Origin of the sequence: Rhizobium sp. CF122 (assembly GCF_000282035.1) — a bacterium.
In the GTDB taxonomy this organism is placed as follows: domain Bacteria; phylum Pseudomonadota; class Alphaproteobacteria; order Rhizobiales; family Rhizobiaceae; genus Rhizobium.
On record NZ_AKKA01000023.1, the window covers coordinates 95234 to 120438 of the forward strand.

22 protein-coding genes are annotated in these 25205 nt (G+C 61.1%); 9 read left to right on the top strand and 13 right to left on the bottom strand.

The window, feature by feature from the left end; translation table 11 throughout:
• Nucleotides 1-7: 7 nt before the first annotated feature.
• Nucleotides 8-994, bottom strand: a complete 987-nt coding sequence (locus PMI09_RS06000) for a glutathione S-transferase family protein (RefSeq protein WP_007789911.1) — start codon at nucleotides 992-994, stop codon at nucleotides 8-10.
• A gap of 268 nt (nucleotides 995-1262) precedes the next feature.
• On the opposite strand from PMI09_RS06000, the gene PMI09_RS06005 reads away from it, so the two are divergent.
• The 3 genes from PMI09_RS06005 to PMI09_RS06015 all read left to right on the top strand — a co-directional run bounded on the left by PMI09_RS06005 (nucleotide 1263) and on the right by PMI09_RS06015 (nucleotide 5272).
• Nucleotides 1263-1763, top strand: coding sequence for a GNAT family N-acetyltransferase (locus PMI09_RS06005; protein WP_007789912.1), 501 nt, complete (start codon nucleotides 1263-1265; stop codon nucleotides 1761-1763).
• 73 nt (nucleotides 1764-1836) lie between these two features.
• A complete protein-coding gene (locus tag PMI09_RS06010) occupies nucleotides 1837-3147 on the top strand; it encodes an MFS transporter (protein WP_007789913.1) in 1311 nt (436 codons plus the stop codon).
• A 133-nt stretch (nucleotides 3148-3280) separates the two neighbouring features.
• Complete coding sequence (locus PMI09_RS06015) at nucleotides 3281-5272, top strand: PhoX family protein (RefSeq protein WP_007789914.1); 1992 nt, start codon at nucleotides 3281-3283, stop codon at nucleotides 5270-5272.
• 48 nt (nucleotides 5273-5320) lie between these two features.
• Here the strand turns inward: PMI09_RS06015 and PMI09_RS06020 are convergent, their stop codons facing one another.
• From PMI09_RS06020 to PMI09_RS06040, 5 genes are read right to left on the bottom strand one after another with little or no spacing between them, the layout of a single operon-like run.
• A complete protein-coding gene (locus PMI09_RS06020; protein WP_007789916.1) occupies nucleotides 5321-5737 on the bottom strand; it encodes a GNAT family N-acetyltransferase in 417 nt (138 codons plus the stop codon).
• 4 nt (nucleotides 5738-5741) lie between these two features.
• A complete protein-coding gene (locus tag PMI09_RS06025; protein ID WP_007789918.1) occupies nucleotides 5742-7811 on the bottom strand; it encodes a hypothetical protein in 2070 nt (689 codons plus the stop codon).
• 1 nt (nucleotide 7812) lies between these two features.
• Nucleotides 7813-10629: a DUF4159 domain-containing protein gene (locus tag PMI09_RS06030; RefSeq protein ID WP_007789920.1), complete on the bottom strand. Its 2817-nt coding sequence runs from the start codon at nucleotides 10627-10629 to the stop codon at nucleotides 7813-7815.
• Nucleotides 10626-11546 carry a DUF58 domain-containing protein gene (locus PMI09_RS06035; protein WP_007789921.1) on the bottom strand — a complete coding sequence of 307 codons (921 nt, stop codon included), beginning with the start codon at nucleotides 11544-11546 and terminating at the stop codon, nucleotides 10626-10628. Before PMI09_RS06035 ends, PMI09_RS06030 begins: the two co-directional genes overlap by 4 nt.
• Nucleotides 11547-11558: 12 nt before the next feature.
• Nucleotides 11559-12569, bottom strand: a complete 1011-nt coding sequence (locus PMI09_RS06040; RefSeq protein WP_007789922.1) for an AAA family ATPase — start codon at nucleotides 12567-12569, stop codon at nucleotides 11559-11561.
• A gap of 158 nt (nucleotides 12570-12727) precedes the next feature.
• Between PMI09_RS06040 and PMI09_RS06045 the strand changes: the two genes are divergently transcribed.
• The 3 genes from PMI09_RS06045 to PMI09_RS06055 are packed head-to-tail and all read left to right on the top strand — an operon-like array spanning nucleotide 12728 to nucleotide 15248.
• Entirely contained in the window at nucleotides 12728-13351 is a 624-nt protein-coding gene (locus tag PMI09_RS06045; protein WP_007789924.1) for a DUF1285 domain-containing protein, read from the top strand.
• A complete protein-coding gene (locus PMI09_RS06050) occupies nucleotides 13348-13998 on the top strand; it encodes a CoA pyrophosphatase (RefSeq protein ID WP_007789926.1) in 651 nt (216 codons plus the stop codon). Before PMI09_RS06045 ends, PMI09_RS06050 begins: the two co-directional genes overlap by 4 nt.
• Complete coding sequence (locus PMI09_RS06055) at nucleotides 13995-15248, top strand: CCA tRNA nucleotidyltransferase (RefSeq protein ID WP_007789928.1); 1254 nt, start codon at nucleotides 13995-13997, stop codon at nucleotides 15246-15248. The genes PMI09_RS06050 and PMI09_RS06055 overlap by 4 nt, the downstream gene beginning before the upstream one ends.
• Nucleotides 15249-15250: 2 nt before the next feature.
• Here PMI09_RS06055 and PMI09_RS06060 read toward each other — a convergent pair whose 3' ends face one another.
• From PMI09_RS06060 to hemF, 3 genes are all read right to left on the bottom strand, one after another.
• Complete coding sequence (locus PMI09_RS06060; RefSeq protein ID WP_007789929.1) at nucleotides 15251-15436, bottom strand: DUF1059 domain-containing protein; 186 nt, start codon at nucleotides 15434-15436, stop codon at nucleotides 15251-15253.
• A gap of 117 nt (nucleotides 15437-15553) precedes the next feature.
• Nucleotides 15554-15814 (bottom strand): hypothetical protein, encoded by a 261-nt coding sequence (locus PMI09_RS06065; protein ID WP_007789930.1) that lies wholly within the window; start codon nucleotides 15812-15814, stop codon nucleotides 15554-15556.
• A 91-nt stretch (nucleotides 15815-15905) separates the two neighbouring features.
• Complete coding sequence (gene hemF, locus PMI09_RS06070) at nucleotides 15906-16820, bottom strand: oxygen-dependent coproporphyrinogen oxidase (RefSeq protein ID WP_007789932.1); 915 nt, start codon at nucleotides 16818-16820, stop codon at nucleotides 15906-15908.
• 168 nt (nucleotides 16821-16988) lie between these two features.
• Here hemF and PMI09_RS06075 point away from each other — a divergent pair, with 168 nt between their 5' ends.
• The gene (locus PMI09_RS06075; RefSeq protein ID WP_007789934.1) at nucleotides 16989-17249 is read left to right on the top strand and encodes a hypothetical protein; all 261 of its coding nucleotides are present in this window, start codon (nucleotides 16989-16991) and stop codon (nucleotides 17247-17249) included.
• A gap of 6 nt (nucleotides 17250-17255) precedes the next feature.
• Here the strand turns inward: PMI09_RS06075 and PMI09_RS06080 are convergent, their stop codons facing one another.
• Both PMI09_RS06080 and PMI09_RS06085 read right to left on the bottom strand, forming a co-directional pair.
• Entirely contained in the window at nucleotides 17256-18902 is a 1647-nt protein-coding gene (locus PMI09_RS06080) for a Na/Pi cotransporter family protein (RefSeq protein ID WP_007789939.1), read from the bottom strand.
• Between the two features lie 198 nt (nucleotides 18903-19100).
• Nucleotides 19101-19562, bottom strand: a complete 462-nt coding sequence (locus tag PMI09_RS06085) for a tRNA (cytidine(34)-2'-O)-methyltransferase (protein WP_007789940.1) — start codon at nucleotides 19560-19562, stop codon at nucleotides 19101-19103.
• A 388-nt stretch (nucleotides 19563-19950) separates the two neighbouring features.
• Here PMI09_RS06085 and PMI09_RS06090 point away from each other — a divergent pair, with 388 nt between their 5' ends.
• The gene (locus tag PMI09_RS06090) at nucleotides 19951-21807 is read left to right on the top strand and encodes an ABC transporter ATP-binding protein (RefSeq protein ID WP_007789941.1); all 1857 of its coding nucleotides are present in this window, start codon (nucleotides 19951-19953) and stop codon (nucleotides 21805-21807) included.
• 60 nt (nucleotides 21808-21867) lie between these two features.
• On the opposite strand, the gene PMI09_RS06095 is transcribed toward PMI09_RS06090, so the two are convergent.
• Nucleotides 21868-22077 carry a hypothetical protein gene (locus tag PMI09_RS06095; protein WP_037082082.1) on the bottom strand — a complete coding sequence of 70 codons (210 nt, stop codon included), beginning with the start codon at nucleotides 22075-22077 and terminating at the stop codon, nucleotides 21868-21870.
• A gap of 182 nt (nucleotides 22078-22259) precedes the next feature.
• Between PMI09_RS06095 and PMI09_RS06100 the strand changes: the two genes are divergently transcribed.
• Nucleotides 22260-24179, top strand: coding sequence for an ABC transporter ATP-binding protein (locus PMI09_RS06100; RefSeq protein WP_007789943.1), 1920 nt, complete (start codon nucleotides 22260-22262; stop codon nucleotides 24177-24179).
• Here PMI09_RS06100 and PMI09_RS06105 read toward each other — a convergent pair.
• Nucleotides 24135-25067, bottom strand: coding sequence for an endonuclease/exonuclease/phosphatase family protein (locus tag PMI09_RS06105; RefSeq protein WP_007789944.1), 933 nt, complete (start codon nucleotides 25065-25067; stop codon nucleotides 24135-24137). The genes PMI09_RS06100 and PMI09_RS06105 overlap by 45 nt on opposite strands.
• Nucleotides 25068-25205 lie beyond the last annotated feature (138 nt).

The window sequence follows — 25205 nt, forward strand, 5'->3', positions numbered from 1 at the left end:
ACACAGGCTAGGCCGCTGCCAATCGGGCACGGCCATGCGGGTGGTCGAGATCGAGCGCCGGGCCGACGGGCACAATCCCCGTCGGATTGATCGTCTTGTGGCTGCGGTAATAGTGGTCCTTGATATGGCGGAAGTTCACCGTCTCCTTGACGCCCGGCGTCTGGTAGAGATCGCGCAGATAGGCCGAGAGATTGGGGTAGTCGTCTATGCGGCGGATATTGCACTTGAAGTGACCGACATAGACGGCATCGAAACGGACTAAGGTCGTGAACAGTCGCCAATCGGCCTCGGTCAGCCGATCGCTGAAGAGATAACGACCCTTGCCGAGGCGCTCGTCCAGCATATCAAGCGTCTCGAAGAGCCTGACGACATTTTCGCCATAGGCCTCCTGTGTCGTCGCGAAGCCGGCCTTGTAGACGCCGTTGTTGACGGTGTCGTAGACGACGGTATTTAGCTCATCGATGTCAGCCCGCAAATCCTGCGGGTAGAAATCAACGGCCGAGCCGGTCAGATGATCAAAGGCGCTGTTGAACATCCTGATGATCTCGGAAGACTCGTTGTTCACGATCGTATTGGTCTTCCTGTCCCACAAGACCGGGACAGTCACGCGGCCGGAATAGTGCGGATCGGCCTTCACGTAGACCTCCGACAGCGTCTTGGCACCGAAGAGATGATCGCCGGTCGCACCGTCGCCGACCTTGAACTCCCAGCCGTTTGACAGCATGAGCGGATCGACGACCGAAACGCCGATAAGATCCTCGAGCTTCTTGAGCTTGCGGAAGATCAGCGTGCGATGCGCCCAGGGGCACGCCAGCGAAACATAGAGATGGTAGCGGTCAGCCTCGGCCTTGAAGCCACCCGTACCGGACGGCCCGGCTGCGCCATCGGCCGTAATCCAGTTGCGAAACTGGGAAGCGGCGCGCTTGAAGTGCCCCTTGGTTTCTTTTGTATCGTACCAGACGTCATGCCAGACGCCGTCAACCAGCATGCCCATGTTGTCATCCTTCAGATTGTGTTGGGTCAGAACATATCGCAGCTTTTGCTTGTTTACAGGCGGTAAAGATTGAACACTGCGTCACGCCCGTGCGGTCTCTCGCCAAATTCCATTGGACGACCGAATTTTTTCCTGCTATCGGCCATTTCACATTTTGGAACCCGATTTGATGTTTGCACCGAGAAACCTGCGACGACGCTGATGCTCCCGAACGCCGAAGGGCGTGCTCGAGATCCATCAATTCTGTCTATCCGGTTTCCGTCTCATCATGCATAAGCACGATCTGGTCTACCTCACTGAGGACGCGTCGCACGACGCTGCAATCGAACACATCAACGAAGAAGCATTCGGCCCCGGCCGGCATACGCGCGCGGCAGCCCGCATTCGCGAGCAGGGACCGCACGATCTTTCACTTTCCTTCATTTGCGCCGATGACGGCGAGACAATCGCATCGGTACGAATGACGCCCGTCCAGGCCGGCTCGGTGAATGGGCACCTGCTTGGACCACTTGCGGTGCGGCCGTCTCACAAGGGCCGCGGCATCGGCCGGGAACTCGTCCGGATTGCCATCGACGCCGCGCGCCGCACGGGTTCGGAGGCGGTCATTCTCATCGGCGATCCACCCTACTATTGCCCGCTCGGTTTCGAGAAGGTTGCTCATAACGCGCTGACGTTTCCGGGGCCGGTCGATCCGGCGCGCGTTCTTGTTGTACCGCTCGCGGGGGACGCGCATGCGCGGCTGAAGGGAACTATCGGCTGGCGGAAATAGGGTGCATGCGGTATTGAGCCTTATGTCCGAGACGCGCTTTGCGTGATCTTTCAGTGGCTTGAAGGGCTTGATCATGAACGGCATTTCCATGGATGAGGCGCTGGATCGCGCCGGGACGGGTGCCTTCCAGCGCCGTCTGATCGGCATCTTCGGGCTTGTTTGGGCGGCGGATGCAATGCAGGTGCTCGCCGTCGGCTTCACGGCGGCATCGATCGCCGCCACCTTCGGACTGACGGTTCCGCAAGCCTTGCAGACCGGCACGCTTTTCTTTCTCGGCATGCTGATCGGTGCCGTTGCCTTCGGTCACCTGGCGGACAAGGTGGGGCGTCGGCAGGTGCTGATCGTGACGGTTGCCTGTGACGCACTCTTCGGCACGCTTTCAATTTTCGCTCAAGACTTTACCAGCCTGCTGGTGTTGCGCTTGCTGACCGGCATGGCGGTCGGCGGGACGTTGCCGGTCGACTATGCGATGATGGCCGAGTTCCTGCCCGCTAGAAGCCGTGGTCGGTGGCTGGTGGCACTGGAAGGTTTCTGGGCGATCGGAACGTTGATCGTCGCGCTGGCCGCTTGGGCCGCGAGCCTTACCGGGGTGGCAGATCCTTGGCGCTATATTTTCGCGGTTACGGCGCTGCCGGCAGTGTTGGGACTGACGCTGCGCTTCTTCGTTCCTGAATCACCACTCTACCTGTTGCGGACCGGACGGGCAGGCGAGGCCAAGGCCATTGTCAACAAGATGCTGGCGCTGCACCAAAAAGCGCCCCTGCCGTCCGACGACGAGATCGTCGCGACGCCGCAGGTGGCGGAAGGGATATTCTCCGAAGAGCTTCGTCGCCGAAGCGCATTGATCCTGGCGATCTGGTTCCTGGTTTCCGTTTCCTACTACGGCGTCTTCACCTGGATGCCGGCGAAGCTGGCCGGCGACGGGTTCGGTTTCGTCCGCGGATACGGCTTCCTGGTGTTCGTCGCACTCGCGCAGGTGCCAGGCTATGCGCTTGCTGCCTATGGCGTCGAGGCTTGGGGGCGCAGGCCGACGCTGATCGGTTTCTGCCTGCTCTCCGCGCTTGGGTGCCTGCTCTTCGTGGTTTCTCCTGATGACATGCTGGTCGGCGCGTCACTGCTGATCATGAGCTTCGCGCTGCTCGGGACGTGGGGGGCGCTGTACGCCTATACTCCGGAGCTCTACCCCACTGCATCGCGGGCGACTGGTATGGGATCGGCAGGTGCGATGGCGCGCCTCGGCGGGCTGCTTGCTCCGTCCCTAATGGCATTCGTCGTCTCAGGTGGATTGGGTTTGGCCATCGGCCTTTTTGCGGGCCTGCTGGTCGTGGCGGCCTTTGCCGCGAGGGCGATCGATACCGAAACGCGGCAGGCAGCGCTCAGCTGATTCCTGCGTTAGCGGGCACCCATCCATCGCTATCCCCGCTTCAAATTCAGTTGATCACAGGACTGTCATGCGCCGTCCCTAGACTTTGGAAGCGCTCTAAGGCGGATGACGTCAATATTATGGGGGTAGTTCGGTGACCGAACATATTTCGCAGAAGGAAATCTTTCCGACCAGCCAGCTCGAGGATGCGGATGGCGAGGGCCATAACCGCAGCGACAATCCCACGATGGGGGAAATCATTGGGCGGCGCTTCTCACGTCGCGGCTTCCTGCAAGGGTCGCTCGCCGTCTCCGCCATTGCCGCGACCGTCAGCCCAATTGCGCTGTTGAGCGCAGAAGAGGCTCGCGCGGCAAGCGGTTCCGCCTTCTCCTTCACGGAAGTCGAGGCCGGCGTCGACGCCAATCACCATGTCGCCGAAGGATACAACGCCGATATCCTCCTGCGCTGGGGCGATGCGCTGTTTTCCGATTCGCCGGCCTTTGACCCCAAGAAACAGTCGGCGGAGGCGCAGAGCCGGCAGTTCGGCTACAACAACGACTATGTCGGCTATATTCCGATCGAAGGTTCGTCGGAGCACGGCATCCTCGTCGTCAATCACGAATACACAAATCCGCACCTGATGTTCCCCGGCCTGGTAACGATCGCCGAAGGTAAGATCAAGCAGGCGCCACTTGCCAAGGAGCAGGTGGATATCGAGATGGCGGCTCACGGCGGCACGATCGTCGAGATCCAAAAAGTGGACGGCAAGTGGCAGGTCGTGCCTGATGGCAAGTACAATCGCCGCGTAACTTCGACGACCGAGATGGAGCTGACCGGTCCTGTGGCCGGCCATGAGCGCGTCAAGACGTCTGCCGATGCCACCGGCACCCAGGTCATCGGCACGTTCAACAACTGCGCTGGCGGCGTAACGCCCTGGGGCACCTACATTATGGCCGAGGAAAATTTCCATGGCTATTTCTCCGGCAAACTGCCTGCCGATCACAAGGAAACAGCGAACTACAAGCGCTACGGCGTGCCGGAAGGCGCCTATGAGTGGGCAAACTTCTATGACCGCTTCAATGTGGCAAAGGAGCCGAATGAACCTAATCGCTTCGGCTGGATCGTAGAGGTCGATGTCCTCGACCCGACGTCGACCCCGAAGAAGCGCAGTGCGCTTGGACGCACGAAGCACGAAGGCGCAGCCTCGATCGTCGACAAGGATGGCCGCGTCGTCTTCTACCTCGGCGACGACGAACGCTTCGACTATATCTACAAGTTCGTGACGGCGGGCACCTATAACGCCAACGATCGCACTGCCAACATGAACCTGCTCGACGAGGGGACGCTTTATGTCGCCAAGTTCGCCGAGGACGGCACACTGCAGTGGCTGCCTGTCGTCCACGGCCAGGGCTCGCTGACCGCTGAAAACGGCTTTGCCAGCCAAGCCGACGTGCTGATCGAGACCCGCCGCGCGGCGGACCTGCTCGGCGCGACGAAGATGGACCGGCCGGAAGACATCGAACCCAATGCCGTCAACGGCAAGGTCTATGTGATGCTCACCAACAACACGAAACGCAAGGCCGACCAGGTGGACGCCGCCAATCCGCGTGCCGAGAACGCCTTTGGCCATATCATCGAGATCAGCGAGGATGGCCGTTCCTTCGGGGCAGCCTCGGGCAAGTGGGAAGTGCTGTTGAAGTGTGGCGATCCTGCTGTCGCCGATGTCGGGGCGTCCTTCTCGACCGAAACGACGAAGAATGGCTGGTTCGGCATGCCGGACAACTGTTCCATCGATGCCGCCGGCCGCCTCTGGGTCGCGACCGACGGCAACAACAACAAGGCGACAGGCCGCACCGACGGCCTCTGGGCCGTCGACACCGAGGGCGAGGCGCGCGCAACGTCCAAGCTCTTCTACCGTGTTCCTGTGGGTGCCGAGCTCTGTGGTCCGCTCTTCCTGCCCGACGACCAGACAGCATTCGTGGCCGTGCAGCATCCAGGCGACGGCGGCGACGACTGGTCTGGTCACGGCCGTCCGTCCTACTATGAGGATCTCTCAACCCGCTGGCCGGATTTCAAGGACGACATGCCGGTTCGTCCGGCTGTCGTCGCAATCACCAAGATCGGCGGTGGAAAGATCGCCGTCTGAAGGGTGAATGACCTCCGCTTCGCCGTCTTCGGACGGCGAAGCATCTATCTACAGGCGCTTGCGCAGGAATGTGCGTGTGCGGCCTTTGGGGAATTCCGGCACCTCGCCGAATATTTCGTAACCCTGCCGCTGATAGGCTCGAAGTGCCTGGGGATTAAAGGTATCGATCCAGGCGCCGTGGCAACCACGGGCCGCAGCCTCTTTCTCGGCCAAGGCAAGAATCTTGCCGGCGATGCCCTTGCCGCGTTCCTTATCGGGCACATACAGCAACTGAGTGAAGAGCCAGCCCCAGGCAGTGTAGCCCGAGAGGCCGCCGGTGACGTTTCCATCGGTATCGCGAATGAGAACGGCGAGCGGCCGGCGTTCGGAAGGGCCGACGTCATGGAGATTGAAGGCCGAGAGCGCGTCGCCGATCGTCGCAAGGTCATCGGCAGAGGGCGAGCCAGTCACCTCAAACCCGGCCATGCGGCTAACGTCCTTCACGCCACCACATGGCGCCAAAGGCGAGTAGCAGGATGCCGACACCGGCGAAACCGGCAAACAGCGGCAGGGTGTTGATGCCCTTCAGCACCGTTTCGTTGGTGAGGTGGATTTGCATGCGATCGTCGTCTGCAACGCGGATCTGGCCGCGAACCGGCAGGATCGGCGGAATGCTGATCGCGCCGCTAGTATCGGACACGCGGGTAACAAGGCCCTTGGTCTTGTCGGCAACAGGCTTCAGCGCTTCGGTCGTCGATATCATTGCCTTGAATTCAGGAGCATCGACCGCGCCGACATGCGCGAGTGTCGTCATGTCGCCATTTCGGATTTCGAAAAGGCCGATCTCGTCCATCTTCTTCTCGGCCTTGAAGAGGCCGGGCTCGGCTTGTGTCAGGGGAAGAGTTTCGGTCCTTCCCGAGGGATAGCGTACCGTTGCGTTGCCTGGGGCGGCGCCAATGGTTTGGCGCGTAATCTCCAGCGTGCGGCCGGATGCGCGCGCTGTCAGGGCCTCCTCCTCCAGGGCAGGCTCCTTCATCAGCCAATGGGCGACGCGGCGGTAGAGCGACACATGCGGACCGCCGCCCTCGAAGCCACGAGCCCACAGCCAGCCTTGATCGGACAGAAGCATGGCGACGCGGCCCTGTCCGGCGCGATTGAGAACAAGCAGCGGATGGTTGTCGGCGCCAACCATTACCGTCTGGCCCTGCGGCGGCTCGACGTCGACGCTGCGGAACCAGCGGCCCCAATGCGGCGGCTCGTCGGCGGAACCATCGAGGCCACGGGTAACCGGGTGCTTGCGACCTTCTTCCGAAAGCCTGGGATAGAAAGCTTTCTCGATCATCTGGCCCGTCGGAGCGGCCGGCAGCACGGACGACAGAGGCGTCAGCGCAATCGAATCCTGGCCGGCATGTTCGGGGCCGGCCGCGATCAGCAGGGCGCCGCCATTTTCCACATACTGGGCGATGTAGTCGTAGTAGAGGATCGGCAGCACGCCACGATGCTGGTAGCGGTCGAAGATGATGAGGTCGAAGTCCTTGATCTTGTCGACGAATAGCTCGCGGGTCGGGAAGGCGATCAGCGACAGCTCATTGATCGGCGTGCCGTCCTGCTTTTCGGGCGGGCGCAGAATGGTAAAATGGACGAGATCTACCGACGCATCCGACTTGAGGAGGTTGCGCCACGCGCGTTCGCCAGCATGCGGTTCGCCGGAGACGAGCAGAACACGCAGGTTCTCGCGGATGCCGTCAATCAAGTGGACTGCGCGGTTGTTCGCGTCCGTGACTTCGCCCGGAAGGTTCGCGACCGAAAATTCGAGAACGTTGCTGCCGCCGCGCTCGACCTTGAACGAAAACGGTGTGTCGCGGCCCGGCGTGGCCTGGAGCGTCGCGATCTCGTTGCCGTTGAGCTTCACCGTGACGTTGGCCGTGCCGCCGGGGCTCGGCCCATCGTCGAAGACGCGCAGCATCAACTGCTGCTCCTCGTTGACGATACCGAAACGCGGCGCCTTGACGACTTCGATGCGGCGGTCGAATTCGTTGGCTTTGCCCGTGATCAGGCCGTGGATCGGGGCGTCGAAGCCGAGTGCCTGATTGACGCCGGGAACGTCGTGGACTTCGCCGTCCGTCAGCATGATCGCACCGCCGATGCGGGCCGGCGGCACGTCCGCGACAGCGGCGGAAAGCGCAGTGAACAGTCGCGTCGAGGGAGCGTCGGAACCTTCCGGTTCCGTCGCATCCACGTAGCGCGGTTCGATATTGGGGAAGCGAGCGAGGCGATCCTTCAGCTGCGCCAGGGCATCGTCGGTCATCTTGATGCGTTCAGGCGTCTGCTGGCTCTGGCTGCGGTCCACGATGACGGGCACGACGGTCGACAGCTGTTCGCGATCTTCCTGCAGCAAGAGTGGGTTGGCAAGGGCGGCCAGCAAAGCAAGGGCTGCGATCGAGCGGATCCAGGCGCCCCGCACGCGGCGCCAGATGGCGAAGGCTGCGGTCAGGAGCACAATGAGCGCCAGCCCCGCCAGGAGCGGCAAAGGGATGAAGGGCGAAAAATCAATCGTCATGTCACTGCCCCAACCGTTCCAGGAGAGCGGGGACGTGGACCTGATCGGTCTTGTAGTTGCCGGTGAGCATATACATCATGATGTTGACGCCGCTGCGGTAGGCATATTCGCGCTGCATTTCATCAGGCGGGACCGTCGGCAACATGGGCACGCCGTTGTCATCGACCGCCCAGGCGCCGGCAAAGTCGTTGCCGGTGATGAGGATTGGGGAAACGCCGTCGGCCGTCGCCGCCGACTTGGCGTTCTCAGCACGATTTTCCTGGCGGGCTTCAATCCAGAGCGGGCTGCCGGTGTAGCGACCGGGGAAGCTCGACAGGAGGTAGAAGGACTTCGTCAGCACGTGGTCGGATGGCACCGGTTCTAGCGGCGGAATGTCGAGATTCGCGAGGATCTGCTGCAGCCGCTCGCCGTTGGCGCTGACCGAGCTGCCATTGTTGTCGAGTGCGCTGAACTGGTCGCGGGTGTCGAACAGCACCGTTCCACCGGCGCGCATATAGGCATCGATCTTGTTGATCGCTGCCGTTGAAGGCATGGGCGCCGTTGCCGAGATCGGCCAATAGATGATCGGGTAGAAAGCGAGTTCATCCTTCGTGAGATCCAGGCCAACGGGCGGCGAGGGCTCCAGCGTGGTGCGGAAGGTCAGGAATTCCGTCAGGCCCTCGAGACCCCGCTCGGAAATCCGGTCGACTTCCTGTTCACCAGTGACGACATAGGCGAGATGCGTATTGTCGAGCCGCTGGAAGATCTGGTCATCACCGGGTTTGGCGTCATCCGCATGCGATTGACCTGGCTGCAGCAGCAAGAAAGCCGCGCTGAACGCAACGGCGACAATCGCGGCCGTGCGCGCCGCAGGGCGCAGCCGCGAGAATGCGCCGCTCATGAACATCACGACTAGGCTGTCGGCAAGCAGGAGCAGGAAGGCGATCAGGAACAGCGTAGGCTTTGCCGACCAGGTCTCGCCGCCGATCAACCCTTCACGCACCACGGTGGTACCCGAAACATCAAGCGGCTTCAGTTCGGCATTTTTCGGCAGTACGTTCAGCGCGGTAAATCCTTCTTCGGATCCGTAGAGGCCAGGCGGGTTATCGAAGCTGGCAACCGGCGTGACCTTGGCGTTGGGTATCAGCGGGCGTGCCGTACCGGTTTCGGTCGTCAATGCGCCCTTGGCGGTCAATAATCGGAATGGCGGTAGCGCTTCAGCGGTCGAAGCGCCGTCGGTTTGCGCGGTCACGCCGCCAGAGCGTGACAACTGCACGAGGCGACGCAGCATCTCGACGAAATTGCCTGATATCGGAAGGTCGGACCACGTGGCCTCCGCACTAACATGGAAGAGCACAATTCGGCCAGCATTGATCGGCTTCGTCGTCACCAGCGGCGTTCCATCGGCGAGGCTCGCCCAGGTGCGCTCGGCAAGATCCGGCGTTGGCTCTGCGAGAACCTGACGTTTGACAGTAATATCCGTCGGCTTCGGCATTCCGGCGAACGGGCCGAAAGCGGGAAACTCTGCAAGCGGCTGTGGTTCGGCCCAGGATAGCGCACCACCGAGGGCGCGCTCACCCTGGCGCAACGTGACCGGCACCAGCGGGTCGTCGGCGGGCGCAGCAGCAAGGCGTGGCCCTGCAAAACGGACCAACGTTCCACCGTTGCCGATCCAGCGCTGCAGCGGCTCGTAGGTTTGTTGGGGAAGGCGGCCGATATCAGCCATGATGATGACGGACGGATTCTGCGACAGGAGATCCGGGATCGAGGTCGCGAGATCGGGCGTGTTCGGCTCGATCAAGTCGGCATAAGGCTGTAGGGCGCGCTGGATGTAATAGAGCGGCGAAAGCAGTGGCTGGAACGTATCGCCGACTTCGCCGGACAGCAGGACGACACGGCGACGCTTGAAGCCGTCGTCAAGCAGATGCACGGCGCCAGCCGTAGCGTGGCTATCGATGCTGACGCGCGCAAAATCGTTGCGCATTTCAAACGGTGCGGCGATTGATCCGGTCGCGACGCTCTGCCCTGGTTGGAAGTCGATCGAGCCGGCCGCGATCGCGCGTCCCTGAGTGTCCTGCGCGGTGATAGGGCGCGAAGCGGCGCTGGTGCTGTCGAGGCGTGTGGCGGTAACCGTCATCGCATCCGCGGCATTGCTGGCCGACGTGATCGCGATCGTCTCGGCCGCGTCGCCGGAGATCAAGCGCAGTTGGGCAGGCGAGAGATCCAAGAGCTGGCGGACGGTTGCGTCGCTGTCGGTTGCGGCGGCGCCATCGGTCAGGAAGGCGAGAGTGCCAGGATGGACGCCGTTCAACGCGGTGCGGAGAGCCTCGAAAGCGCGCTGCCGGTCGGGCACCAGCGGCTTCGGTTCTGCGGCGCTTAGCTTGTCGCGGGCAACGGACGCCGTTCCCGGAACCGCATCGTTGGTCGGATCGGCGGTGAAGGCGATGGCAACGGGGGTACCGGCGGCTTCCGCGTCATCGATCAGTGCGTCGGCCGTCTTCACGCGGCGATCCCAATCCGGCGACGTTGCCCAGCCGTTGTCAACAAAGAGCACGAGCGGGCCGCCGGAAGCAATTGAATTCGTGCGCGGATTGAAGACTGGGTCGGCGATAGCCAGGATGACGGCGGTGGCAAGCAGCATGCGCAGCAGCGTCAGCCACCAGGGGCTCTGGGCCGGGGTTTCCTCCCGCTTCAGGACCGTTGCGAGAATCTTCAGTGGCGGGAAGACTTCCGTCTTCGGGCGCGGCGGCGTCAATCGCAGCAGCCACCAGATGATCGGCAGGGCCACGAGGGCGCCGAGGATCGCGGGGTAGGCGAAAACGAAGGGAAGAGCGTTCACGTGCGTTCTCCCTGCGTCATCCTTGCGGGCATTCCCGAGAGGTACATGTGAACGGCGACCAGCGCTTCAGAGGCGAGATGGTCGGTGCGGTGGCTGACAAAGGTCCAGCCCATGTGGCGCAGCGCCTGGCCGAGATCATCCCTGCGCTCAAGATAGGTGCGGGTGTAGGCTTCGCGAACATGCTCGGCCCGGCCGGATGTCAGCTTCGAACCCGTCTCGGGATCGGTGAATTCGGTGCGGCCATCATAGGGGAAGAGCTCTTCGGCCGGGTCGGCGATCTCGATCACGTGGCCGCGCAGACCGCGCCGCGCCAAGGGAGCGATGCGCGCCATGACCGCACGCGCATCGTCGAGAAAATCGCCGATCAGCACGAGTTCGCTCCAGCCGCGGATCATGGCTGTGTCGGGCAGTCCCCCGCTCAGCGGCGCATGCATCAATGCGGTTGCAAGCCGTTCCGCAGCGTTCCGCGCGGCGATCGGTTCCATCACGCCGGGGCATCCGATGCGCTCGCCGGATCGCGCAAGGATTTCGGCAAGCGCCAGCATGATGACGAGTGCCCGGCCTTCCTTGGAAGCGTTTCCGAAGGTCGATTTGTACATCATTGAAGCAGACATGTCGGCCCAGAGCCAGATCGTATGGGCTGCCTCCCACTCGCGGTCGCGGATGTAGGTGTGGTCGTCGCGGGCGGATCGACGCCAATCGATGCGCGATAGGCTTTCGCCCTCGGTGTAGGGGCGGAATTGCCAGAAGTTCTCGCCAATGCCGCGCTTGCGGCGGCCATGCCAGCCGGCGATGACGGTATTGGCGATCCGCTTGGCCTCGACCAGACAATCCGGGACAAGGCTCGCCCGCTGCCTAGCGCGAGCGAGCGCATCATTGCCCGGGGTCGGATTGACGATCTGTCCGATGGGTGTCACGCAGACGCTTCCTTATCCCTTGGCCTGCTTGACCAGCCCGTCAATGACATCGCGAACCGACATGCCTTCTGCACGCGCCGCAAATGTCAGCGCCATGCGGTGCTGCAGCACAGGTTCAGCCAACGCGTGGACATCGTCGATGGACGGAGCGAGGCGGCCTTCGTAGAGTGCACGGGCGCGGGCGCAGAGCATCATGGCCTGGCCGGCGCGAGGGCCGGGGCCCCAGGCGACGTTCTTGTCGGTGGATGCATTGCCCTGGCCGGGGCGGGCGGAGCGGACAAGCGCCAGGATCGCATCGACGACCTTGTCGCTCACTGGCATCTGGCGGATGAGCGTCTGGATTTCGACCAGCCGCTCGGCGTTCAAGACTGCTTGTGGCTTCGTCTCGCTGAGGCCCGTCGTCTCGAGCAGGATCTGTCGCTCGGCCGCAAGCTCCGGATAGTGGACGTCGACCTGCAGCAGGAAGCGATCGAGCTGTGCCTCGGGAAGAGGGTAGGTGCCCTCCTGCTCCAGCGGGTTCTGGGTGGCCAGGACGTGGAACGGAACCGGCAGATCGTAGCGATGGCCGGCGACGGTGATGTGGTATTCCTGCATGGACTGCAGCAGTGCCGACTGCGTGCGCGGCGATGCGCGGTTGATTTCGTCGGCCATCAGAAGCTGGGCGAACACCGGGCCCTTGACGAAACGGAAGGAGCGGCGGCCGCTCTCGTCCTGGTCCATCACTTCCGAGCCCAGTATGTCCGAGGGCATCAGGTCCGGGGTGAACTGAATGCGGTTGGAGGCGAGCCCAAGCACTTCGCCGAGCGTCGACACGAGCTTGGTCTTGGCGAGGCCAGGCACGCCGACGAGCAGGGCATGGCCACCGGAGAGAACCGCCAGAAGCGTATTCTCCACGACGCTTTCCTGGCCGAAGATCACCTTAGAGACTTCGCCCCGGACGACGGCGATATCTGCTAGTGCCTTCTCGGCCGCGGCGATGATCGCCTTTTCATCAAGGGGGGCTTCGGTCTTCATCATACCCATAAGGCATCTCCAGCGGCTGATAACATTCGTCGCGAATCGGCAGACTTACACGCAAGCCTCATACCAGATAGAGTTATGGAGATGTTGCGGGCTGACAAGTTCGTTCCAAATGACTATCTCGTGACCTTCTGGAGTTAAAGACAAACCGGGACAGAAGAATGGCAGCCGAAGAGATCAAGGCGACAACGGATGCGGCCGGTCTTGCCGCGCTGATTTCGCGCGCCGCCGGCGACGCAGGGGCCAAACCCCGAGGCCTTCCGCCCGTCGACAAATGGAATCCGCCCTTCTGCGGCGATATCGACATGGAAATCCGGGCTGATGGCACATGGTTCTATATGGGAACACCGATCGGCCGAGCGCCTCTCGTCAGACTGTTTTCAACGGTCCTGCGCAAGGATGAGGATGGGAAGACATATCTCGTAACGCCTGTGGAGAGGGTCGGTGTCCGTGTTGTAGACGCGCCGTTCTTGGCCGTTGAAATGAATGCCGGCGAAAGGGATGGCGAGCGATTGCTGACGTTCCGGACCAATGTCGGCGATGTGGTCGAGGCCGGGGCGGCACATCCCCTTCGCTTTGTAATTCACGGCGAAAGCAGCGAGTTGAAGCCCTATCTTCACGTTCGCGGGCGGTTGGAAGCGCTGGTCTCCCGGCCCATCATGTACGAACTCGTCGAGCTCGGCGAACGCCTTCAGGTCGATGGCGAGACGATGTTCTGTCTCCGCTCCGGCGGTGTGACCTTTCCTGTCATGCCGGCGGCCGAACTGGATGCACTTTCCCGATGACCAATGCTTTGACCGACCACCGTTCGCTCTATTCAGCGGCCGAATTCCGTCACCGCGCGCTTCACCAGAGCGGCGGCCCGGTAGACCGCTCCTGGCGTGATCACGGCGACCATATTCTGAACCCCGATATCGTTACGCAGGTGGAGACCTTCAAACTTCGTGATGCTGCGGTTCTGGTGCCTGTCGTCGACGACGGTGACGATGCGCATGTGATCTTCACGCAGCGCACCGCGACGCTGCGAAAACATTCCGGACAGATCGCGTTTCCCGGCGGCAAGATCGACGCCATCGACGGCTCGGCCGAGAGGGCGGCAATCCGGGAAACCGAAGAGGAAATCGGTATCGACGGGTCGTTTGTCGAGACCGTGGCGCGGCTTCCGAACTATCTTGCATCGACTGGCTTCCGTATTACGCCGGTGCTTGCCGTCGTCCGGCGCGGCTTCGAATTGAAGCTCAATCCAACCGAGGTGGACGACGTCTTCGAAGTGCCGCTGTCCTTTCTCATGAATCCGGCAAATCACAGCCGCGACAGGCGTGTACTCGACGGTCTCGAACGACATTTCTACCGGATGCCCTATGAAAGCCGGATGATCTGGGGCATTACCGCGGGCATCGTCCGCACCCTTTACGAAAGGCTTTATGCATGACCAACCTTGGCCACGAAACATGGTTCAAGGATCCGGCGCTGACGCGCGTATTCACGCTGCTCAACGCCGACGGAGGAGAGGGGCGTGTCGTCGGCGGAGCGGTCCGCAACAGCCTCATGGGGCACCCGGTCAGCGATATCGATCTTGCCACGACGCTCACGCCGGAACAGGTCATCGAGCGGGCGGCTGCCTCTGGCATCAAGGCCGTTCCGACCGGCGTGGCGCACGGCACGGTGACCCTCGTCATCGACGGCAAGCCCTTCGAAGTCACGACGCTGAGGGCCGATGTCGAGACCGACGGACGCCGGGCCAAGGTGGCATTCAGCTCGGATTGGCAGACCGATGCGGAACGCCGCGACCTGACGATCAACGCGCTTTATGTCGACTCCAAGGGCGATGTGATCGACCTGGTCGGTGGTCTTGCCGATATCGAGAAGCGCAACATCCGCTTCATCGGTGATGCGGCGACGCGCGTCGCTGAGGATTATCTGCGTATCCTGCGGTTTTTCCGGTTCTTCGCTTATTATGGTTCCGGCCGTCCGGATGCCGATGGGCTCCGGGCGTGTGTATCGGCTCGCGCCAAGCTAAAGACGCTTTCGGCCGAAAGGCTATGGTCGGAACTCCGCAAATTGCTCAGCGCGGAGGATCCTGGACGGGCGCTCTTGTGGATGCGGCAGGTCGGTGTGCTCAGTGAAATCCTACCGGAGACAGAGAAGTGGGGCATTGACGCCGTCCCGGCGTTGATCAGCACGGAGAAGGCGCTCGGCTGGAAGCCGGATCCGCTTCTGCGTCTCGCCGCCATCATTCCACCCGATGCCGATCGGCTGGAGAAGATGGCCGCACGCCTCAAGCTTGCCAATGCCGAATTCGCCTGGTTCAAAGCATGGGCCAAGGCGCCCGTTATCAATGATGAATTGTCTTCGGCTGCCTTTGCACGATTGCTCTATCGGCACGGTGGGGATGGGATACAGACGCGCTTGAAACTTGCGCTTGCAACGGCGCGGGGCAAGGCGGAAGGCGACATGCAGGAGATGGCGCGCTCAGCAAGGCTTGGCAAGCTGCTCGAACTGGCTGAAAACTGGAAGAAACCACAGTTCCCGATCAATGGCACAGACGTCATGGGCGCTGGCGTATCCGCCGGAAAGCAGGTCGGCGAAACGCTGTCGGCACTCGAGAATTTCTGGATCGAGGAAAATTTCTCTCCGGACCGGGCGGCGCTGCTCGCCCGGCTGAACGACCTGACAAAATAACTTCAAGCCGCCGTGGCCTCGTTGCGGATGCGGGCCTTGATGTTGTCGATCATGCTTTCGCGGATCACGGTCTCGCCGTGGACGCTACGCATGTGCTCAACGACACGGCGCACGATTTCAGCGTCGTCGTTCGCCCTGGTGTGCCATTCACATCCGGGGACAAGCGTTCCACATTCGAAGAGTCTCATTTTTTCCTCCTTCTTTCGGATTTCAATGACATTGCGCGGTCCTGCAATGCCTGAATGTTCGAAGCGGCAAGAAGGTTCCGGCCGGCGCGAAGGACCGGCCGGTTGGTCATTTTCTCGTTATTCGGGCATGGCCCAGGATCTGAAGCAATCGACGGCCGCTTTGTTGTCGTGAGCCTTGGCCGGGTGGTCGAGTTCCTCAGGTGTCTTGCCGCCGGCCAATTGAAGCTTCACTTGTTCGATGAAGCAGGAAAGTGGGAGGTCGGATCCGCTTTCTGCCCGGAGCCTTTCCGCAACGCGGCTCAAGAAATCGGGTCTATCCATGGGCGGGGGGCGCTCTTGGGCACCCGCCGATGCCGCAGAGCTACTTTGTATCGTCATGACAATCCTCCTCCGATTGTTACGCGTACATGCCTAGACTAAGTGATCCGGCCTCCGAATTTAACCCCTCCCGGCATCTTTATTTGTCAGGTCAAGGCCAACGGACAAGAGGAGGCAGGGACGAGAGAATGGATTCGACGTTGCCTCCTGTCTTGAGGCCGAAGATCGTGCCTCTGTCATAGAGAAGATTGAACTCAACGTAGCGTCCACGGCGAATCAATTGTTCGTCACGATCCGCCTCTGTCCACTGTTTATTGAAGTTGGCGCGAACTATCCGTGGATAAACCATGGCAAACGCCCGTCCAACATCGCGGGTGAAGGCGAAATCGGCGTCCCAGCCGCCGGCCTCCTCGCTGGAATGCAGCCAGTCATAGAAGATGCCGCCGATGCCGCGAGCCTCGTTCCTGTGCTTGAGGAAGAAATACTCGTCGCACCATTTCTTGTAGGCAGCGTAGTCGGCGACACCGGAGTGGCTTCGACAGGCAATCTCCATGGCCTTGTGGAACAACTGGCTGTCCTCATCTTCCTGCGTGCGACGGCGATCGAGCACCGGCGTCAAGTCGGCGCCGCCACCGAACCAGCGGCTCGAGGTGACCACCATCCGCGTGTTCATGTGTACGGCAGGCACGTTGGGATTGACCGGATGGGCGATCAACGAAATGCCCGAGGCCCAGAAGCGAGGATCCTCCTTGGCGCCGGGCATCTGGGCGCGCAGATCAGGCGCGAACTCTCCGTACACGGTGGAGGTGTGCACCCCAACCTTCTCGAAGACGCGGCCGTGCATGATCGACATGCGGCCACCCCCACCTGCACCATTTTCGCGCGACCAGTCCTTCGCCACGAAGCGGCCCGGCTCCCTATCGCAGAGCGGGCCCGAGAGTTCGTCTTCCAGCGCTTCGAAGGAGGCGCAGATCGTGTCGCGAAGACTTTCGAACCATGCCCGGGCAGTCGACTTCTTCTCTTCGATATCGTCAGGCAGGCCGATCGGAAGTTCGGGTCTTTCCATTCTATCTCTCTCCGAGCGGGTCGCCAGTCGACTCGCGCTTTCGTCTTTGCTGCTCTGATAGCAGGTAGGGCAGGGTCCTGCCAGCAGAGGGCGATGACTGAGGCTTCCTCAGATTCGACTCGCAAAAAGCAATTTTCGATATTACCTTTTTCCTACAGAGGTAGGCTCATGACGAAAATTCCTGGACCTCCGTCGTTCGACGGTCTCAAACGACGGATTGCCACCCACCGGGCAGAAGGCACGCCCCGGAAGAACGATCGTTTCGTCCGACAAACCTATTGCCTCAATCTCCTCGATGCCCGCGCCAAGGCGCGCGAATGGTTCGACGAATATCCTAAGGCAGCCTATTGGACGGAAGTCGAGAGCTGGCGCCAGCTGGAAGGCGACCAGATCGAATTCACGATGCGGCGGCTGCCGTCTGCCGATTGAACGGCTTTACTCGGCGGCGCCTTTCAGCCTGCTTTCGATAAGCAGCCCGCTTTCGTCAAGGATCGGGTGTGCGACCGAAACAATGTGGGCGTTGATGCGCTTCAGGTCGCGCAGCATGTCCAGATGCAATGAGCTTGTCTGCAGGCTGTCGGCGCGGCCATCGCGCAGGCGCTCCAGATGCCGTTCCGAGGACTGCTTCTCCATCCGGCGAACCTCGACCTTCACCTCCATCAGCTGCTTGGCGAGATTGAAGTCGCGGGTGACGAGGATCGTCTGGGCAACGCGCAGGTTGTCGATCGTCAGGTGGAAAAGCTTCTGCAGTTCCTCGTAGCCTTCCTGGGAGAACTTCAGTCCCAGCGAAACCTTCTTGGTCACCTGCGGCATCAGACCCTTCTCTATAATGTCGCCCATATGTTCGAGGTTGATCGCGTAGTCGATGATAACGATGGAACGGCGACCGTCCTCTTCGCTCAGGCCACCATGCCCAAGCTTGGAAAGATAGATCTTCACCTCCTGCTGCAGGCTGTCGACCCGCTTTTCCAGCGACGGGATTTCCTTGAGTTTCGCCAGGTCATTGCTCTCGAAAGCGCTTGAGGCGCGCAGCAGCATCCGTTCGATCAGATCGCCGACGCCGAGCACCTCTCGTGTCGCGCTTGCGAGGGCGACAACAGGCGTCGAAAGTTCCTGCGCGTCGAGGTATCTCGGTCCGCTGTCCGGCTGCGTGTCGTCCGGCACCAATCTCAGCATCAGCCGCGAAAGGGGGCGCGAGAAGGGCCAGGCGAGGGCTGCAAGGATCAGGTTGAAGCCGAGATGGGCATCGACCGGCAGTTTTGCCGGCGTCAGCGGCAACGTTCCCAGCAACTCGGCGCCGTAGCCGGCGAGCGGCAATGCAATCAGGCAGCCGATTGCCCGCACAATCAAATTGCCGAGTGTGACACGCCTGGCGGCTGCCGGCCCGGCGAGCGAAGCTATCACAGGCGGAATGGCGCCGCCGAGATTGGCGCCGAGCACCAGCACGATGACCAGTCCGGCCGACAGGATGCCCGTTGAGGCGAGCGAGAGAATGAGGACGACGGCGGCTAGGCTCGACGACGAGATGAAGGCGATGCCGGCGGAAAAGGCCAGTGCGACCGGCCAGGCATTGTCCAGCAGGGCGATGAAGGCGCCAAGGGCCGGCGACTGCCGCATCGGTTCGGTGGCGCTGCTCAGCAGATGCAGCGACAGCAGCATCAGGCCGATGCCGATTAACGCCGTGCCGCCGCCCTGGCGTGACGACGAGCCGCTGCGATGGAGGATCATTCCGGCAAGGATCACCAGAGGAGACAGCCACGCGATGCCGGTGGCGACGATCCAGGCGGTCACCGCGGTTCCGACATTGGCGCCGAGCAGGACGATTTGCGCCATGCGCGGCTTCACCAGTTCGCGCTCGACGAAGGAGGCGACCATCAGAGCCGTCGCGGTGGAGCTCTGCAGCGCGATCGTGGCGACGAAGCCGGACAGGAAAGAGCGCAAGCCACTGCGGGTGCCGGTCGCAAGGCCAGTGCGCAATCGGGCTCCAAACGCTCGGGAAACGCCGTCCTTCACCTGTGCCAAGCCAAACAGTAGCAGGGCTACCGCGCCGAACAGGTTGATCATGACGATCGTCGATTCCATTCTGCCGTTTCTTTTGTCTCTTACGCGAACAGGCGCCTTCCTGTTCGAATCTCTCTTTGCCAAGTAATTGAAAACATGGCTTTCTGGACATTTTTTTAATTGTCCGGCTAAAAACTATACGCCGCTCAGGAAAATTCACAACGCCGTTCGCGACATATTCCGAGGCTATATCGGCATTTGCGTCACCGGGGCCGGAAATCAACCCCAGACGGTCTGCCGCATGGCCTCTCCGATAATCATCGCGGCCGAGACGGCAACATTGATAGAGCGTTGGCCTTCAACCATCGGAACAAGGATCCGGGCGTCGGCTGCCGCGTGCACATGATCTGGAACGCCGGCGCTCTCGCGGCCGAAAAGCAATATGTCGTCGGCACGGAATGCGAAGTCTGTATAGCGGCCGGACGACTTGGTGGATGCCAGCACCAGGCGTCGGCCGGTGCTCCTTCGCCAATCGTCGAAGCGATCCCAATTGACATGGCGGGTGAGGGCGGCAGCAGCGATGTAGTCCATGCCGGCCCGCTTGAGATTGCGATCCGATATGTCAAAGCCTGCGGGCTCGATGATGTCGATGGCAAAACCGAGGCAGGCGGCAAGACGCAGGATGGTACCGGTATTACCCGGAATGTCAGGCTGATAAAGGGCTAGTCTGAGGTCTGCCATAGTGGAATGTCGTCTTTTCCGCTTTTTCGTCGAAAGACACCTATTGCAACTGTGATTTTGACGCAACAGGACGCATTTTGGCCGATAATTGTTCAATTTCCGGCCGGCCGGGGCTGGAAATTCAGCTTAATTCGCGTTAAGGATGCACATCTTTTAATCGCCAGAAGGGAGCGCCAAGATGGAAATATTGCCGCGTATGCGCTCTCGACGCGTGAACCCACGAGTGGCGATCTGGCACGCCTAGTGCCATTTCTTTCCTGAATTCCCATTTCTAATCCATTGCGCGGCTGTCGTGGCCTCGCCCCGTGAACGTCCGGTTCCCATATGAGCTCAAGCGCCGTTTTGCGCGAGCCGGGAGGCCGGAGCGATCAAGTTTCGGAGCATTTTCATGTTTGGCTGGTTCGAACAGCGACTCAATCCCTTCCCCAGCGAGGAGCCGATTGCTCCTCCGAAGGGCCTTTTTGCATTTTGCTGGCACTATACGAAGCCGGCAGCGCCGTGGCTTGCCATCATGGCGGTCCTGACGGCGCTGATTGCCGTCGGTGAGGTGGCGCTCTTCCAGTTCCTCGGTGACATCGTGGACTGGCTGACCAAGGCGGACAAGGCGACATTCCTTCAGACGGAGTGGCCGAGGCTGGCATGGATGGGAGCGTTGATCCTCATCGGCCTGCCGCTGGCGGCGGGGCTGGATTCGCTCATCATGCATCAGGTGCTTCTCGGCAATTACCCGATGATCGCGCGCTGGCAGATGCACCGGTTCCTGCTGCGTCACAGCATGACCTTCTTCGCCAACGAGTTCGCCGGACGCGTTGCGACGAAAGTGATGCAGACGTCGCTTGCGGTTCGTGAAACGACGATGAAGATCCTCGATGTCTTCGTCTATGTCGTCACTTATTTCCTGTCGATGATCATCGTCATCGCGGCTGCCGACGTGCGGCTGATGGTGCCGATCCTCGTCTGGCTGGCCGTCTATATCGGCATCGTTTCCTACTTCGTACCGCGGCTTCGCAAGATTGCGGCGCAACAGGCGGATGCACGCTCGATGATGACCGGGCGGGTGGTCGACAGCTACACGAATATCGCGACGGTCAAGCTGTTCTCGCATGCCGGCCGCGAGGAGACCTATGCACGTAGCGGTATGGAGGAATTCCTCGGAACCGTTCACGCGCAGATGCGCCGCGTCACGTTGTTTCACGTCGCTGTCTATATGAACAACTGCGTCGCGCTCTTCGTGGTGTCGGGCCTGTCCATCTGGTTCTGGCTGAACGGACAGATCTCCGTCGGCGCCATCGCCATCGCGATCGGTCTTGCCATGCGCGTCAACGGCATGTCGCAATGGATCATGTGGGAGGTCTCGGCGCTGTTCGAGAACATCGGCACGGTCTATGACGGCATGGAGATGATGACCAAGACGCACGACATCGTCGACAAGCCGGGCGCGCCGCAGCTGTCTGCGAAGAAGGGTGCAATCCACTACGAGCGCATCCGCTTCCATTATGGCAAGGGCAAAGGCGTCATCGACAATCTCTCTCTTGACATCAAGGCGGGCGAGAAAGTCGGTCTGGTCGGCCGCTCCGGCGCCGGCAAGACTACGTTGATGAACCTGCTGCTGCGCTTCTACGATCTGGAGGCTGGCCGCATCACCATCGATGGACAGGACATCTCGGCCGTGTCGCAGGAGAGCCTGCGTGAACTGATCGGCGTCGTGACGCAGGATACGTCCCTGCTGCACCGTTCGATCCGCGACAACATCGCCTATGGCCGCCCCGAGGCGACCGATGCTCAGGTGATCGAAGCGGCCAGGCGGGCCAACGCCTGGGAGTTCATCGAAGGGCTTGTCGACATGCAGGGTCGCAAGGGGCTCGACGCGCAGGTCGGCGAGCGTGGCGTGAAGCTCTCCGGCGGCCAGCGTCAGCGCGTCGCGATCGCCCGCGTCTTCTTGAAGGATGCGCCGATCCTGGTGCTCGACGAGGCGACATCGGCGCTCGATTCCGAGGTCGAAGCGGCGATCCAGGAAAACCTGTTTGCGCTGATGGAAGGCAAGACGGTGATTGCAATCGCGCACCGCCTGTCGACCCTGACCGAGATGGACCGCTTGATCGTGCTCGATAAGGGCAGGATCGTCGAAGCCGGTGCCCATGCCGAGCTTGTCGACCAAGGCGGCATCTATGCCGACCTCTGGAACCGGCAATCGGGCGGCTTCCTGGCCGACCATTCCGAAGAAGCGGAAGAGGCGGCCGAATAAGCCAGAAGCCCTCTCTGTGGATGCGGAGAGGGCTTCTCATTTGCGTTCATGGATGTCGGCTCAGAGGCTGTCTGCCCAGTCTTTCACGCGGTTCCCTTCGACAAGCATGCTGTTGGTCGAAGCAAGCGTACGCAAGGCGAACAGGCGCCGCTCTTCCTCACGATCAATCCACGCAGATATCGCCTCTGCGACAGCCTGATCGTAGGAAATATCCAACTGTTCAACGATTGCATCAAGTCGTTCCGCAAGGGGCAGCGGAATACTCGACATGAGTGCCTTTCTTGCTTGCATCGCGGCCATCTCCCGTAAGAATCCATTGTACCCCGAGATTGTGACGAGGTCAGTCTCATTCAACGGCGATGCCGTTGTTGTTACCGATTGTTACGAAAATATAAGGTTGCGCCCTGGGGCCGTTGCTTTCCCGCTCCGGCTATTAAGCCTATATCGCAAATATGCTGATAAAACGACTCTTTCGTGCTTTCGAAAACTGGATTAATCCCTTTGCGCCGCGGGAAAACATTCAACCACCGCGCTCCACGCTTGGATTCATCTGGTTCTATATTGGTCAAGCGAAGGCGCCGTTCGTGGCGATGCTGGTGCTCGGGGGCATGTCGGCGGCGATCGAGGCGGCCTTGTTCTGGTTCGTCGGGCGGCTCGTGGATATTCTCGCGACGATCACGCCGGCGGCAGGCTGGAGCGGTCTCCTGGCCGCCCACGGCGCCGAGTTGTTCAGCATGCTCGTTCTTATCGGCATTGTCCGCTTTGTCGTCGCGCTGTTGATCGCACTTGTCGATCAGCAGGTGATCACACCCGGTTTCTACAACCTGGCGCGCTGGCAATCCTACCTGCATGTTTCGCGGCAATCGCTCTCCTTCTTCCAAAGCGATTTTTCGGGTCGCGTCGTCACCAAGGTCTGGTCGGCCGGCCAGGCCACCGGCGACTTGGTGACGTCACTGATGGAGAGTGTCTGGTTCGTCGGCATCTATGCGGCGACGACGCTGGTGCTCGTCGCAGGGCTCGATTTCTCGCTTGCCGTCGTCGTGCTCTGCTGGCTGTGCGCCTTTGGCGTTCTGGCGCGTTATTTCGTGCCACGCATCCGGTTTCATTCCCGCGAAACAGCCGAAGCCGCCTCGATGATCAACGGGCGCATGGTGGACGCCTACAGCAATATCCAGACCCTCAAGCTATTTGCGCGCGATGAGGAAAGCGACCGCTATATGCGGCAAGGCTTCGACTTCTATCAGGAGACGGTGCTGCGGTTCACGCGCTTCATCACCGGCGTGCGCGCCTCGATGGCGCTGCTCTCGGGCATCATGATCGTCAGCATGGCGGCTCTCAGCGTTCACCTGTGGTTGGCCGGCCTCGTCAGTTCCGGTGCGGTGGCCTTCTCGCTGGCGCTCGTGCTGCGCCTGAACTTTCTCCTGGGCCGGTTGATGACCCAGTTCAACGGCATCATGCGCAACCTTGGCACGATCCAGAATGCCGCGGAGTTGATCTCGCAGCCGCTTGGACTGGTCGATCGCCCCGGTGCCAGTGATCTTGTCATCCGACAGCCTGGCATCCGCTTCGAGAACATCTCTTTTCACTACGGCAGGCCAAATGGCGTCATCGACAACTTTTCGCTCACGATCGAGCCAGGCGAGAAGGTCGGCATCGTCGGGCGCTCCGGTGCGGGCAAGTCGACGCTGGTGAACCTGCTGCTACGGCTCTACGACCTCGAAGGGGGGCAGATATTGGTCGACGGCCAGAATATTGCGGCGGTCAGGCAGGAGTCACTGCGCATGCAGATCGGGGTCGTCAGCCAGGATACGTCGCTGCTGCATCGCTCGGTCCGGGACAATATCCTGTTCGGCCGCCCGGATGCGGGGGAGGCGCGGCTGGTTGAGGCGGCACGGCGCGCAGAAGCGCTTGGCTTCATCGAGCGCCTGCAGGACCAAAATGGCCGCAAGGGCTTCGATGCACATGTCGGGGAACGTGGCGTGAAACTCTCCGGCGGTCAGCGCCAGCGCATTGCGATCGCACGCATCATGCTGAAGGATGCGCCGATCCTGGTTCTCGACGAAGCCACCTCGGCGCTCGATTCCGAGGTGGAAGAGGCAATCCAATCCAATCTGATCGGCCTCATGGAAGGCAAGACCGTGCTCGCCATTGCGCATCGGCTCTCGACCATTGCTGCCCTCGATAGATTGATCGTCGTCGACGAGGGGGGGATCATAGAAGAGGGGACGCACGAGACCCTGCTGAAGCGTGGCGGTCTCTATGCCGAACTCTGGGCGCGGCAATCAGGCGGGTTCCTCGCCACCGATTTCGACGCGTCGCAGTCTGCGTCAAGAGCTGAGGGCAAACTCGGCCATGAGGCCAAAGTGGTTTGATCCCATATTGTCCTCGATCCGTTCGACCGATTGCAGCCGCAGTGGCGCACGGGCGAGCACGTGATCGATACTGATACCGAAGTCACGCGCCTTGATCGGCCAGGTCGCCGGCTCCGGAAAGACCGTATGAAAGCCGCTCGTGCGCATAAAGCGCTGGATACGTGGGTCGAGGATCGCGGAATTGAAGTCTCCGGTGAGGACAAGCGGCGCATCGATAGCGACTGTCGCAGACGCGAGATCAACGAGTTCGTCCGCCTGGAAGTCATCGAAGTAAGGCTTGGCGAGATGGGCTACGAGAAAGCTGATCTTCGTTCCGTCGAAGTCGATGGCTGAATACGTCAGCCGATTTTGCCACAGCTTGCCAAGGCTGCTGACTTTCTTCTCGATGAACGGTCGCTTCGAGAGGACGAGCGTGTCGCACTGGTTGATCTCTTCGCCGCAGCCTATGTGATAGGGATATGTGCTGGACAGGCGTGCGATGTAAGGGCGAAGCGGAGCTGCCTCCAGGATGTTCACGACATCGGCATTCGAGGCGATGACGAAATCCGCAATTCGCCCAGCATTGGAGAAGTTCTCGTGTTCGATGTTGAAGGACATCACCCTGAAAAGCGGCGGCGTATTGGCGCGCGCTGGAGTGGCGGCGAATTCCCTCAGCATGATAAAGCCATGCCCCAAGAGCATCACTGCGATGGTCAGAAGCAGATAGGCATACCAGTGCCGCTTGAGGAGCAGAAGGACCAGGCACCCTGCGATTGCGGCCAGGGCGAAATGAATCTGAAAGCTGTAGACGAAGGCGAGAAGCCAGACGTGTGTGATGTAGCGCAAAGACATCAGCGCCAGTAACAGCGAGAGGAGGACACTTCCTATGCAGTATAAAGTGTCTTTCATCGGCGGGCGCGGGAATAGGGAGAGGTTTGTGGCGCTCGCCTAGCACGAGGTTCGAATTGGTGCAATGCACAACTGTGGCAAGCATGTGATTGTCTTCGAAAATCATCTGAAAATTCCCGCGACATTGTGCCCACATGG